This is a genomic window from Paraburkholderia panacisoli (genome assembly GCF_008369935.1).
In the GTDB taxonomy this organism is placed as follows: Bacteria; Pseudomonadota; Gammaproteobacteria; order Burkholderiales; family Burkholderiaceae; genus Paraburkholderia; species Paraburkholderia panacisoli.
On sequence record NZ_VTUZ01000033.1, the window covers coordinates 50908 to 63013 of the forward strand.

General features: G+C 61.2%; 12 protein-coding genes and 1 pseudogene. 5 read left to right on the forward strand and 8 right to left on the reverse strand.

What is annotated here, in order from left to right:
• Positions 1-72: 72 nt before the first annotated feature.
• Positions 73-861 carry an alpha/beta fold hydrolase gene (locus tag FVF58_RS35250; RefSeq protein WP_188131019.1) on the forward strand — a complete coding sequence of 263 codons (789 nt, stop codon included), beginning with the start codon at positions 73-75 and terminating at the stop codon, positions 859-861.
• A gap of 23 nt (positions 862-884) precedes the next feature.
• On the opposite strand, the gene FVF58_RS35255 is transcribed toward FVF58_RS35250, so the two are convergent.
• Complete coding sequence (locus FVF58_RS35255; protein WP_149674345.1) at positions 885-1088, reverse strand: hypothetical protein; 204 nt, start codon at positions 1086-1088, stop codon at positions 885-887.
• A gap of 323 nt (positions 1089-1411) precedes the next feature.
• Between FVF58_RS35255 and FVF58_RS35260 the strand changes: the two genes are divergently transcribed.
• Positions 1412-1717 carry a hypothetical protein gene (locus FVF58_RS35260; RefSeq protein ID WP_149674346.1) on the forward strand — a complete coding sequence of 102 codons (306 nt, stop codon included), beginning with the start codon at positions 1412-1414 and terminating at the stop codon, positions 1715-1717.
• Positions 1718-1842: 125 nt separating this feature from the next.
• Entirely contained in the window at positions 1843-2205 is a 363-nt protein-coding gene (locus FVF58_RS35265) for a YciI family protein (RefSeq protein WP_246217307.1), read from the forward strand.
• Between the two features lie 331 nt (positions 2206-2536).
• On the opposite strand, the gene FVF58_RS35270 is transcribed toward FVF58_RS35265, so the two are convergent.
• From FVF58_RS35270 to FVF58_RS55205, 5 genes and pseudogenes are all read right to left on the reverse strand, one after another.
• Positions 2537-3409 carry an alpha/beta fold hydrolase gene (locus FVF58_RS35270; protein ID WP_149674347.1) on the reverse strand — a complete coding sequence of 291 codons (873 nt, stop codon included), beginning with the start codon at positions 3407-3409 and terminating at the stop codon, positions 2537-2539.
• 223 nt (positions 3410-3632) lie between these two features.
• Complete coding sequence (locus tag FVF58_RS35275; RefSeq protein WP_149674348.1) at positions 3633-3770, reverse strand: DUF3563 family protein; 138 nt, start codon at positions 3768-3770, stop codon at positions 3633-3635.
• Between the two features lie 322 nt (positions 3771-4092).
• On the reverse strand, positions 4093-4926 hold the full coding sequence (locus FVF58_RS35280) for a class I SAM-dependent methyltransferase (RefSeq protein ID WP_149674349.1): 834 nt from the start codon (positions 4924-4926) through the stop codon (positions 4093-4095).
• 151 nt (positions 4927-5077) lie between these two features.
• On the reverse strand, positions 5078-5299 hold the full coding sequence (locus FVF58_RS35285; RefSeq protein ID WP_246217308.1) for a hypothetical protein: 222 nt from the start codon (positions 5297-5299) through the stop codon (positions 5078-5080).
• Positions 5286-5363, reverse strand: a pseudogene (locus FVF58_RS55205) (GFA family protein); the annotation flags it as partial. The pseudogene FVF58_RS55205 and the gene FVF58_RS35285, both read right to left, overlap by 14 nt.
• A 171-nt stretch (positions 5364-5534) precedes the next feature.
• On the opposite strand from FVF58_RS55205, the gene FVF58_RS35290 reads away from it, so the two are divergent.
• Complete coding sequence (locus tag FVF58_RS35290; protein WP_149674350.1) at positions 5535-6566, forward strand: AraC family transcriptional regulator; 1032 nt, start codon at positions 5535-5537, stop codon at positions 6564-6566.
• A gap of 276 nt (positions 6567-6842) precedes the next feature.
• On the opposite strand, the gene FVF58_RS35295 is transcribed toward FVF58_RS35290, so the two are convergent.
• A complete protein-coding gene (locus FVF58_RS35295; RefSeq protein WP_149674351.1) occupies positions 6843-8243 on the reverse strand; it encodes an ATP-binding protein in 1401 nt (466 codons plus the stop codon).
• Positions 8240-9946 (reverse strand): NAD(P)/FAD-dependent oxidoreductase, encoded by a 1707-nt coding sequence (locus FVF58_RS35300; protein ID WP_246217309.1) that lies wholly within the window; start codon positions 9944-9946, stop codon positions 8240-8242. Before FVF58_RS35300 ends, FVF58_RS35295 begins: the two co-directional genes overlap by 4 nt.
• 553 nt (positions 9947-10499) lie before the next feature.
• Between FVF58_RS35300 and FVF58_RS35305 the strand changes: the two genes are divergently transcribed.
• Complete coding sequence (locus FVF58_RS35305; RefSeq protein ID WP_149674352.1) at positions 10500-11912, forward strand: ATP-binding protein; 1413 nt, start codon at positions 10500-10502, stop codon at positions 11910-11912.
• The last annotated feature ends 194 nt before the right edge of the window (positions 11913-12106 follow it).

Sequence of the window (12106 nt, forward strand, 5' to 3'; positions counted from 1 at the left end):
CTTTCGGTCAGGTGTTCCAGCGGAGGTCGGCTTATATTGAATCCACCGTGTTATTCAAAAGTAGGGATACGCATGCCGTTTTTTGAACGAGAAGGGATACGCTTCGCATACGATGAGTTCGGCCCCTCCGGGGCACCGGTCGTTGTCTTCAGCCATGGCTTCCTGATGGACGGCGACATGTTCCAGCCGAACATTGCGGAACTCCAGAATGCGTTCCGTTGCGTCGTTTGGGACCAACGAGGTTTCGGTGCAACCGGAGCCACGACTAAGGCCTTTAGCTACTGGGACTCCGCGCAGGATCTCATTGCCTTGCTCGATCATCTGGAGGTTGCCTCGGCATCGTTGGTCGGCATGTCCCAAGGCGGATTTATATCAATGCGGGCTGCGTTGCTGGAGCCGGACCGCTTTCGAGCGATCGCACTGATATCGACGAGAAGCGATGTCGACTCCGAAGCGGTCCGGCAATCTTTCGAAGAGCTGAAGTCGGAGTGGGCACGAAACGGCGCGAGAAATGTCGCGCAGAATCTGTCGGTGTTTCTGTTTGGTCCCGAGTACGCGGCATCGGCCTGGATCCGGAAATGGATGAACGCTAGCGCTGATCACTTCGAACATCCGGTCAATGCCCTGGTCTATCGGGACGACATCACGCCCCGCCTTGCCGAGATCACACATACGTCGATCGTGTTCCATGGACGCGCCGACGCCGCCATTAGCCCTGACTGCGCAGAGGCGCTCGCTGCCCGGTTGCCGAACTGCAAAGATCTTGTACTGGTCGACCGAGCGGGACACACGCCCAATTTGACGCATGCCGATATTGTGAATCCGCCGTTACGGGATTTTCTGCTTCGTTATGCACGCTAAGACGAGACGCGCACTCTTCGAGCTTACTTGTTGCCCGGCATGGTCTGATTGTTGTCCTGTGGCGCCCGAGGCGATCTGTTTTGATCCGCGCCGCCTTGGTCCTCGCTGGCCGGTTGATAGCGGGTGTGCTCATGGTCGTGATTCACATGCATATGCTCACTGGCAGATGCCAGTGTAAAGGCGGACATGCTTAAAACCGCGACCGTGAAAAACGCAGTGACATTCATGATGACCTCTCCGCTTGATCTGAAGCGCGTCGGTTTAACGCCTTATATATTCTATGCATCGCAGAGGACGGTGGAAACCCTCGAATGGCTTGATCTAAATGTTCGAACCTGAATCATTCGTTTTATGGACAACAAGTTGACCATGTTCTCGACCAAGGCGGTGACTTCACGCGCGATTGGATTGGCCAAAGCGCTCCGGGCGAAACAAGCTGAGGCGTAGCCATGCCAAGTCCGGTTCAAGCTGCCGGCCGGGTGCTTATCGGAAGCGGCGGTTTTGCCTTTCTTTGGAATTTAGCGCGGTCCTCACAATCGGGAGTCACTAGATGCTATGGCTGTTTTTGGAGTTAACCGCCATTTCCCTTACGAAAAAGCCCCGACATTCACCCAGCCGCCTGTTGTGCCTATTCCAAAGCACCAAGGCCAATCCGCATGCCGGCAAATCGGTGGTCTACGTCACCTACTTTCTGAATCGCCGCCATTCGAGCAAGGTGCGCACGTTCATTCAGTTTCTTGTAGCACGCATGCAAGCGCTGCCGGATAAAGCAGCACGGGCGCCGCGCAGATCGGCTCAACTGAAGTCTGCAGTTCGCGCGCACCTTCAGCAAATAAAAAATCGGATCATTCGGTAAGCCACGAGACGTGCAGCGCATGCGGGCACGTCGCAATGGACGGATACTGTACCCGGTTTCCGGCCGTAGAGATTATCTCTCTCCACGTCATTCGGCGGATCCGCCACTGTGCCCGCTTCGGGGCAATGAAACTACAAGCCGGCGGGATTCTTGTGCCGCTCAGCAAGCGCGTATCAAACCTGTCCGACTTTGATAAGGAGTTGAAAATCATGAACTGGATCGTGTATTGCACCGACAAGACTGGCGCGCTCGGGCTTCGCGAAGCCAATACCCCGCAGCATCGGGCATATCTGGAGACTCGGCCGATCGCGCTTGTTGTATCGGGTCCATTAATGGACGACGCTGGCGAGAACAAGATCGGCAGCTTCTTTATGGTGGAAGCACAGACACGCGAGGAAGTCGAGGCCTTCAATCGTAACGATCCGTTCTTCGCACTTGGGCTTTGGGACGAAATCAGGATTCACCGTTTCCATCGCCGCGTAGGCTGAACGACTTGCGACCGGCGCTGCCGATGAGCCGCGAGATGCGGCGCTCATTGTTTGAAGACATCTGCCCGATCCTGTAACGGGAGCCTCGCGGCGTCGGCCTGCGTGACATATTCGACTATGCCTTCGACTGTCCCCGGCTCGATCATGCGTACGACGGGCACATGCTGCTGGCGCTGTCGTATCTGTCGGAAGTGCATTCGTTTGCTGCGCTGCTTCCTAAACAGGTTTCAGATTCCCTCGCAACTCCGAAAGGGCCAATTGCGGTCATTCGCATAGCACTCAACCCGCCCCCATAGCGGACCTTCGAGTCCCGAGCCCCTCCTGCGAGCGGCTAGAGTTCGACCCGTTCGAGAAATCCCGCGATGACATCATTCACCAGGTCCGGATCCGTAATTGGACCCATATGGCCAAGATTCTCGAACTCCACGACTTCGACTCGCGGCAGCGCAGCCGTAAGAAGCCGTGCTACACCATGAGCCGAGGGCGTCGAGCGCTTGCCAACCATGTAGAGGACCGGAATATCGAGCGACCGGAATGCCGTCAATGGTGTGGGCTCGGTGAACAATGCGTGCGCCCATCTACGCACATTTGTCACCGACGCGACGATTGGAGACTTGCGTAGTTCTGGAGTCTGCTTCCAGCTACCCGTTCCCATCCAGTAGTCAATGAACCGCTCGGCGGCGGCATCCTGGTGTCCCGCGTCGAGGGCGACGCTTGCATCAGCTACTGCCTTGCGGATTCCCTCAGCCTCGTTCGGCGCAGGTGTCTCTGCGTCGATGAGCGAGAACAGTGTTGGTTCGTAGAGGGCCATTGCATGTACACGACGGGGATTAGCGAGCGCCGTGACAAACGCCACTGCGGCGCCGTACGAATGACCAATCAGCGCCAGCGGTGAACCGGCTCTGGAGAGAACCGGCTCGATGAGTTCCATTTCATCGCGAAGGCTAATGACCCGGTCCGAAGGCCATTGCGGACTTTTGCCGGCACCATAAGAGTCGGGAGCGAAAACGTGGAATTGTGGCGCCAGCCGATCAATCAGGGCCCGCCACTGCCCGGAGGTGCTTGCGTTCGAGTGTAAGCATACGACGCCCGGGCCAACTCCTGCCTCACGGAAATATGGCTCAGGCTGACCAGCCGCGTTGTCTGGCGTGGTGGGAACCGGCGGCCGTTTCGTTGACGGCGTGCATGCAGCGGTGAGGGTCATGTTTCGTCATCCTTAAATCAAGTGGACGGTCAGATGCAGTCGCATCGACCGCATCCACTATTCGCTGAGCACGCGAGCGATGCATCACCGGTCGCCGGCATATTTGCTCTCGCATCCCGAGTCGTTGGCGGACTGGATTGAACGTCTGCCGCGCAACATGTCGGCCGTCGGTCGTGGTACGGCAAGGAGCTGTCGCTGGTCCTGCGACGGCCTTGTTGTTTCGCTAGCCGTTGGTCTCGATCGAACGCATGCGGCGTTCCAAGTCGCATATATCGACCGACGACTCGAGGTATGCGTCACGGCGACTATATTCAGCGCGTTCAAGCAAGTTGCGGAACGTCTTGGCAAGGAATGCAAGCATGGTCTACTCCAGTAGCTCGGTTCCGGTCTCGGTGGCGGCTGCCGCAGACTTCGGATAACTACACAACTTGACCGCCGTACTTCCGCATCGACCATGCGACCTTGCGGCTTTTTTCAAAGCCCTAGCTGATGGCCGTGTTGGCCTCCTCTGACGATGCGAGGGAAAAGTGTCGTCTGTTCACTCACGCTTTTTAGCAATAGTTCGGACACCACAGACAGAACGTGTCGACTGTTTGCGTGGCCGATCGGCGCCGTTAATCCCGATCGGTGCCATTCAAACGGCCGGCACGTACGGTAAGACGGTTCGCCACGACAGCGCTGCATCACTTCCGGTCGATCACCACCTCAAGGTACTCGCTCGGCAGCACCAGCGTACCGTCGCCCGAACGATTGCGGCTTTCCATGAGAGTCAGCAAGTCCTGGGTGAAGCCGGCTTGCGTCTCGGCATCGAGCGCGCCGAATGTCTTGTTCAACGGGCCGTAGTAGGCGCGGAACACTTCGATCCAGTGTGCCGGCGAGAGGTAGCGAAAGGCGAACTCGCGGCGGGTCGTGTGGATTTCCTGCGCGGTTTCGCCGAAGAGTTCTTCGAGTCTTGCCTTCGTGCCCCACAGTGCCGGCGATTTGACGCCCGGCGCGGGTGGCACGTACTTGCCGATCGTCTTGAACAGTTGTCCGATGAAGCTCTCCGGCGTCCAGTTCGCCAGACCGATCCTGCCACCAGGCTTGCACACGCGCGCGAGTTCGGCGGCGGCTTTGTCCTGGTCCGGCGTGAACATCACACCGAAGGTGGACATCACGACATCGAACGACGCGTCGGGAAACGGCAAGTTTTCGGCGTCAGCCTTCTGGAACTGGATCGTGTGGCCTTCGGCCTGCGCGCGCATCCGCCCGGATTCGAGCAGTGAGGACACGTAGTCGGTGGAGGTCACGTCGCACCAGCGGCGCGCGGCGGCGAGGGTGGCATTGCCGTTACCGGCGGCGACATCGAGCACGCGGCTGCCTGCGCGCAGATCGAGTGCTTCGCACAACTGCTCACCGACGATCTGCAGGGTGGTTCCGACGACCGCATAGTTGCCTGTGGACCAGGCGGCTTGCTGGCGGGTCTTGACTGCGGCGAGATCGACAACGGGTGAGGAAACGGATGCGAGTTCGGACATGACTGTACTCCTGGTGGATTTGGACGGGAACCTGCTTTTCGTACGGCAGCGCGGCACCTTTGTCCGTCCTGCTGGCTATGGCCTGCAAAGAAGAGCCGGCAGGACGGCAACTGGGGCCGCTCGGACAATGGCCCTTGATGCGTCAAATGGGCTATTCGGCTGCCGTGATACCCGAGCCACCCAGTTCTTTCGAAACGTCCTTCATCTTCGGCAGGCCGTCCTTCATTCGAAGTTTCGTCTGCTGATAGTGGACATGGACGGCGGCGTCGTAAGGGAAGTCTGGAATAGCCGCTGCATACATGTCCGTTGACAGGTCCCGCCGACCAGCTCCGACATGAATCGCAATGGCAATCGCCCATTGCGGCTGGCTCACCACTGACCGTGAGTTGAACCGCGCCACAAAAGCAACCGCCTTTGTAAGTGCTCTCGTTACTCACGATGTGTCGTCCTGGTGGTTTGCAGTGAATCGTCCGCTTCCGTCGTCGAAACCCTGAAAGGGATTTGTTATGCGATCACGTGGGTGCTAGTATCAGCTCGTAAGTCATATCGATGAATGCCCAGGCGTCCAGATCTCTTGTGTAGGACGCCGGGATTTGCGGACGCTGTTAATGGATGCCCTTTCCGACGTCCTTCGGGTTGTGCGGCTAAGCGGTGCCGTGTACCTCAACGGAGACTTCACCACACCTTGGTGCCTGTTTGGCCAGGCGGATGCGGCCCTTTGCGCTGCCTTTCTGCCAGGATCAGAACGCGTGGTTTCGTACCATCTGATCACCGAAGGCAGTTGTTCAGCGCGACTGGCAGATGAACCCGGCTCGGCTATTCACCTCAATGCTGGCGAACTGCTGGTGGTGCCACAGGGCGAACCACATATTTTCGGAAGCGCATTAGACCTTTCCCCTGCGCTCGCGGGCCCCCTTCTGGCCATTCAGATGGAGACGGCACCAGGCCAGGTGATGACACTCTCCTATGGCGGGGGCGGGCCACCAACGCGTGTGGTGTGCGGCTTTCTGGCCTGCGACGGTACGTTGGGGAACCCGTTGCTGTCCTCGCTGCCGCGGCTCTTCAAGATCGATATGCGCAACGATCCTCAATCGGCATGGCTTGAATCATCACTTCGATTCGCTGTCGCCGAAGCGGCGCGGTGGCGCGCTGGCAGTGCGATTGTTCTTGCCAGGCTATCCGAACTACTCTTTGTCGAGGCGGTGCGCCGCTGTATCGATACGTTGCCCGCAGACCGGAAGGGATGGCTAGCGGGCGTGCGCGATCGCTTTGTCGGGCCTGCGCTATCGATGCTTCACGCTCAGCCAGCACACTCCTGGACCGTTGATGAACTCGCGCGAAAAGTGGGACTATCACGCTCGGCGTTAGCGCAACGGTTCACTGACCTGTTAGGACAGCCCCCAATGCAGTACCTGGCGCGGTGGCGTCTGCAACTCGCCTCGCATGAACTCCTGATCGGGAGCAAGTCGCTTGCCGCGCTAGCGGAGCAGGTCGGCTACGATTCGGAGCCGGCGTTCAATCGGGCATTCAAGCGCGAATTCGGGATGCCGCCGGCTGCATGGCGAAAGAGTCATATGGCGCAAATCGATACCGCGTCCGCGAATGCGGCGGGACCCAATGGCGAGATGACGTCTGTTTAGCTCGCGAAAATTCGGGCCATTCGTGTGCGTTGGCAGACGTCAACGCGTGAGAGAGAGCAGGTGATTTTCGCCAGTGACCGCTTCGCTCGCCTTGAGACTCTGTCAAAGTTCAACAACGGCCGTTGTACGCCGTTGCGCTGAATGCCCTGACGTTGCGATCGTGACGATGCACCGCGCTGCGCTGTCTTCGCGGTTCGTTGGCGAACGGTTGCACGAAGTTGAATCGCTGGGCGCGGTCGCCGAAGAACATGGCGCCGGCGCACCGGCGTTCCTCTTCTATTTGCTCGCCGCGCCTCGCGGCGCAAGCGGCAGGCGGACCTGGAACGTCGTGTGGCCCGGACGCGAATCGACGCGGATCTCGCCGCTGTGCCGCTGGACCACCGTCTGGTATGAGATGTCGAGACCCAGTCCCGTGCCCTGGCCCAACGGCTTGGTCGTGAAAAACGGCTCGAACAGGTGCGGCATCACTTGCGGCGCGATGCCAGGCCCGTTGTCGGTGATTTCGATCACGGCTTCGTTCGCGTCGCGGCCAGTGCGGATGACGATCTCTCCCTTGCCCTCCATCGCGTCGATGGCGTTGTCGATCAGGTTGGTCCATACCTGGTTCAGCTCGCTGCCATACACCACCAGCCGCGGCAGGCTACGGTCGTATTCCCTGCGCACGGTGACCCCGTGCTTGAGCCGGTGGTGCATGATGGTAAGCGTATCTTCGATGCCGTCGTGGAGATCGACCGCCTGCTGCGGCGCCTGGTCCATGTACGAGTAGGACTTCATCGCTTTGACGATCTCAGAGATGCGTACCGCGCCGCGCCGCGTTTCCTCCACCAGCGAACGCAGCTCCAGAGTTGTCGCGAGCCACCGGATGCCGGCCGCAAACTGTTCCTCGTTCAGGCGGGCCGCAAGCGGTTCGAGGTCCGCGGGCCCGATCCCGATTCGTGCGAGGCACGGCGCCATCAGCCATGGCTTCGCGATGCCGAGCTTCGCCAGCCAGTCGAGAAGCGCGTCCTCGGCCTGGCTCTGCTGCAGCGCGTCGGCGGCGGGGCCGTTCCCCGGTCCCTTGCGCGCGCCGAGGCTGTCGAGCGCGCTCATCGCGTCCGGCGGAATGTCGCTGTGACTGAGCGCGACCGCCGCATCCTTCAGCATCGCGAGTGTTTCGACCGCGCAATCCGCCGTGCGCGCCACTGCCGCCGACGGATTGTTCAGCTCATGCGCGAGCCCGGCCGCGAGGGTGCCTAATGCGGCCAGTTTCTCCCGGTTGCGCACGGCCGCCTCCAGGGTGGTGAGACGATCGAGGGAGCTACGGAAAATCGACCGGCTGAAGGCCTCGGAGGCCACCAGCAGTTCCTTGAATGCGCGTTCCGGAAGCAGCGCCAGGTGGCCGTCGGTCACGGCGGCGATCGTGCCCGGAGAAGGCGTACCCGCGAGCAGGGATGCGCCCCCAAAGAAGCTTGGCGCGATGAAACGGTTAGTGGGAATCTGCTTCGCTCCAGAAAACTTCGTGGCCTGGCACTCTCCTTCGAGCACGACGAAAAAGACGTGCTTCGTATCGCCTTCACGTGCGAGAAGCTCCCCCGCTTTGACGTCGACTTCCGTCAGGTGTTCGGCCAGCCAGCGCAACTGTTCGTCCGCCAGATCCGCGAAGGGCGGCACTTCGCGCAGTTTTGCAAGGTCGATCATAGGGTGGCCAGGTATTGATGAACCAGATGCACGGTGATCGAGCCTTCGCCCACGGCTGCCGCGACGCGCTTGATCGAGCCGGCGCGCACGTCACCCGCTGCAAAGATGCCGGGCACGCTCGTCTCCAGCAGGAAGGGGTCGCGAGCCAGCGGCCAGCCCCTCGGGCGCTTGCCGTCCGTGAGCAACGCGCGCCCGGTCACCACGAAGCCGTAGTCGTCGCGCTCCACGACATTGCCGAGCCATTCGGTGCAAGGCTCGGCACCAATGCAGATGAACAGGGCGCCAGCCGGGACGACTTCGATCGCGCTTGTGTTGACATCGCGCAACGCAATTTCCGATAGATGGCCTTGTCCGTCGACGCTGTCCACCAGGGTATGAGGGCGCACGCTGATGTTCGGCGTCTCGTCGATCTCGTCGATCAGGTAGCGCGAGACCCCGGCACTGAGCGACGGGCCACGGCACACGATCACCACATTGCGCGCGTACTTGCAGAGGAACATCGCGGCCTGGCCGGCCGAATTGCTCGCGCCAACCACGTAGATGCCCTGATTCGCGCAGCAGACCGCTTCGGTCATCGCCGCGCCGTAGTAAACGCCCGCTCCCGTGAGACGCGCCACGCCGGGGGCGTCGAGCTTTCGGTACGACACACCGCTCGCCACCACGAGCGCGTGGCAACTCACCTCCGAGCCGTCGGAAAGGGTGACGAACTTGTAGGGACCTTCCACCCGTGTGCCGACCGCCCGCTGGGTCAGGATGATCTCGGCGCCGAAGCGCTTCGCCTGGGTGAGGGCGCGCCGCGACAGCTCCGCGCCGCTCACGCCGGCGGGGAACCCGAGGTAGTTCTCGATGCGGGAGCTGGTCCCCGCCTGTCCGCCCGGCGCTTCGTGCTCGATGATGGCCGACTTCAAGCCCTCCGACGCACCGTACACGGCAGCCGCCAGTCCCGCCGGTCCGCCGCCCACGATCAGCATGTCGTAAAAGGGCATGGTCGAATGGGTGACGAGTCCGACCTTGTCGGCGATCTGCGCAATCGTCGGGCGGCTCAGCGCCGAGCCGTCTTCGAAAATCAGCACCGGAAGCTGGCTCGCGGCGGCATCGAGTGAACTCAGCAAGACGTCAGCCTCGCCGCCGCTCGCCACGTCCAGCCATTTGTATGGAATATGGTTGCGCGCCATGAAGTCGCGCAGCTGGTGGCCCAGCGGCGACCAGGGATGGTCGATCAGGCGGATCCCCTTAAAAGTGCTGCGCCACGCGGTCTGCCAGGCTTCGAGCAGATCGTCGAGCACCGGGTAGAAAGTGAGCTCCGGCGGGTGCCAGGGCTTCAGCAGGTAATAGTCGAGCCGTACCTTGTTGATCGCGCGGATCGCGACGTCGGTGTCGGCGTACGCCGTCAGCAGCACCCGCTTGGCTTCGGGAAATAGCGCGATCGCCTGCTCGAGGAACTCGATGCCGCTCATTTGCGGCATGCGCTGGTCGACGAGGAACAGGGCGACCGAGCGGTTCAGCAAGCGCAGCTGATGAGCCGCTTCGAGCGCTGCCTGCCCCGATCCGGCACGCACGATCAGATAGTGCTCGCCGTATCCGAGCCGCAGGTCGCGCGCGACTGCGTCAACCACTTCCGGGTCGTCGTCGACCGCGATGATGACTGGCTTGTCCATGTTGTTTGCGGACTCGATAGCGGCGCCGGCCAACGGACTGGACATGATCGGATGCGGGGTCGGCCGGGGAACGGCTGATCTCATGCGGCCCGCCGCAGTGTACTTATGACTCTACAAGCCTAGCACTTTGGCCCGGCGTTGCCAGATCGGTCTTTGCGGCGTGCTTTACCGCCTGCATCACGGCCCGCCTTGCGGCCGGCACTTCCCGCCGGCTTTTGCGGGTTTCCGCCCGATTCGGAATCGAAGAGCAAGTATTTGAACATGCATGCAGCGATTGATTGATGCACTGCACACCGCCGAAACCTGCATCAATCCAAGGCCTGCCTGCGCGCGCCGGATCGAACGACGTCTGATGTGAACCGAATATCTGGCATCACCCGGAATGCATATGATAGGTATAGGCGGGTGGCTTCCAACACCCAATCATGGGAACAATACACGGGACCATTCGCCTGCTGTTTCGCCGCGATGCGCAGTCAATGGGGCTGACCGGGCAGATGTCGTCCTGGCTGGAGGCCGCGGCCGTGCGCTCGCGGGAAACGACCGGATGACGGCACCGCTTCCTCGCCTGTATTGACTCGCGAGGCGGGAGCGAATCATGATCGAACTCGACGAGCTTGGCAGGATGCCGGTCTTTGCGGACCTTCCGCGTGAGCGTCTGCAATGGCTGTGCGACAACCTGACCGAATTCGCCGCCAAGGCGGGGGACGTGCTCCTCGAGGAAAGTGAGATGAGCACCAGTCTGCTTCTTCTGCTTGAAGGAGAGGTCAGGACGACGAGACGCGCCGAAGGCGAGCTTTCCACCGAACGCTTCGTCGCACCCGAAATCTTCGGCACACCATGCCTGGTTGCTTCGATTCCCTATCCGGCAACGCTCAGGGCTGCGACCGATTGCCGGGTTGCGCGGCTTCCGGAAGCGGCCTTCCGCGATTTGTTCGTGTCGTGCGGCTCCTTCACGCGCGTCGTCGCCCGCGTGATGACCGACTGGCTTACCGCGCTCGAAACGGCTGGACGCAATCGTGAGAAGCTGGCCGCCCTGGGGAAGCTCTCGGCGGGGCTCGCGCACGAGCTGAACAATCCCGCGTCAGCCATGACACGGGCACTCGACCACATGCTTGGCGGACTTGCGGCGATCGAGGATTCTGCTCTGGCGCTTGGCTTGCGCGCAGTCCCTCGCGAGGCCGTCGATGAACTGAGAGCCCTGGCCGCGCGCGGCGCAAAGCAGGCCGGCGTGAGTGCCGCGGATGCGCTGCGGCAAGGCGAAGCGGAGTCGCTGCTCGGTGACTGGCTTGCTACCCATGGCGTGGCCAAGCCGTGGCTGGCGGCTCCCTGCCTTGTCGCGCATGGGATCACCTCCGATGCGCTCGGGCAACTGGCTGCCCGCCTGAACGCGGAGCAACTCGATGCGGCCGTTTCGTGGATCGCCCAGGTCCTGGAGCTTCGCTCGGTGATCCACGAGGCGATGCGCGGCGCGGCCCGGATCTCCGATATTGTGAAGGCCGTGAAGTCCTACTCGTACATGGATCAGGGACCGCGGCAGGAAGTCGACATTCACGACGGCATCGAAGATACCCTGACCGTGATGGCGCATGAACTCAACCCTGGCATTGTGACTGTGCGCGACTACGACCGCAGCCTGCCGCGTCTTCCGGTGTATGGCAGCGAACTCAACCAGGTGTGGACCCGGATCATCGAAAATGCCGTCGAGGCGATGAACGGGCACGGCGAACTGACTGTTCGCACGCGCCGCCATGCGGACCATGCGATGGTCGAGATCATCGACACTGGGCCCGGTATTCCGCGGGAAGTCGTACCGCACCTGTTCGAGCCTTTCTTTACGTCGAAGCAGGCCAGTCAGGCGCAGGGGCATAGCCTGGGGATGGGGCTGCACGTCGCCTATCGTATCGTGGTCAACCGGCATGGCGGTACGATCGAAGCCTGCTCACGTCCGGCCGAAACAGTTTTCCGCGTGACATTGCCGCTGGGGAAGAAGGGGACAGACATCATTTGAGCCGACGAAGGAGTTCTGCTCTTTGATTAGCGGAAGACCGTTTGACATCGAAACCTGCGGTTGCCGCTACGATCCCTCAAGGGGCCGCTCGGGGTCCCGCAGCCGCCCTTCAACAAGGCGAAACGAATGACCGAAGTTCGTCTAGCATCTGACGGTCGCCCGGCGCGCCCTGGCTAAACGCTCTTCGGTCGTGG

Bases quoted from the DNA above. Each gene is read 5' to 3' on its own strand.
- FVF58_RS35280 (WP_149674349.1), bottom strand. From the start codon at position 4,926: ATGTCCGAACTCGCATCCGTTTCCTCACCCGTTGTCGATCTCGCCGCA.
- FVF58_RS35295 (WP_149674351.1), bottom strand. From the start codon at position 8,243: ATGATCGACCTTGCAAAACTGCGCGAAGTGCCGCCCTTCGCGGATCTG.
- FVF58_RS35265 (WP_246217307.1), top strand. From the start codon at position 1,843: ATGAAACTACAAGCCGGCGGGATTCTTGTGCCGCTCAGCAAGCGCGTA.
- FVF58_RS35275 (WP_149674348.1), bottom strand. From the start codon at position 3,770: ATGCTTGCATTCCTTGCCAAGACGTTCCGCAACTTGCTTGAACGCGCT.
- FVF58_RS35305 (WP_149674352.1), top strand. From the start codon at position 10,500: ATGATCGAACTCGACGAGCTTGGCAGGATGCCGGTCTTTGCGGACCTT.
- FVF58_RS35290 (WP_149674350.1), top strand. From the start codon at position 5,535: ATGGATGCCCTTTCCGACGTCCTTCGGGTTGTGCGGCTAAGCGGTGCC.
- FVF58_RS35260 (WP_149674346.1), top strand. From the start codon at position 1,412: ATGCTATGGCTGTTTTTGGAGTTAACCGCCATTTCCCTTACGAAAAAG.
- FVF58_RS35270 (WP_149674347.1), bottom strand. From the start codon at position 3,409: ATGACCCTCACCGCTGCATGCACGCCGTCAACGAAACGGCCGCCGGTT.
- FVF58_RS35250 (WP_188131019.1), top strand. From the start codon at position 73: ATGCCGTTTTTTGAACGAGAAGGGATACGCTTCGCATACGATGAGTTC.
- FVF58_RS35300 (WP_246217309.1), bottom strand. From the start codon at position 9,946: ATGTCCAGTCCGTTGGCCGGCGCCGCTATCGAGTCCGCAAACAACATG.
- FVF58_RS35255 (WP_149674345.1), bottom strand. From the start codon at position 1,088: ATGAATGTCACTGCGTTTTTCACGGTCGCGGTTTTAAGCATGTCCGCC.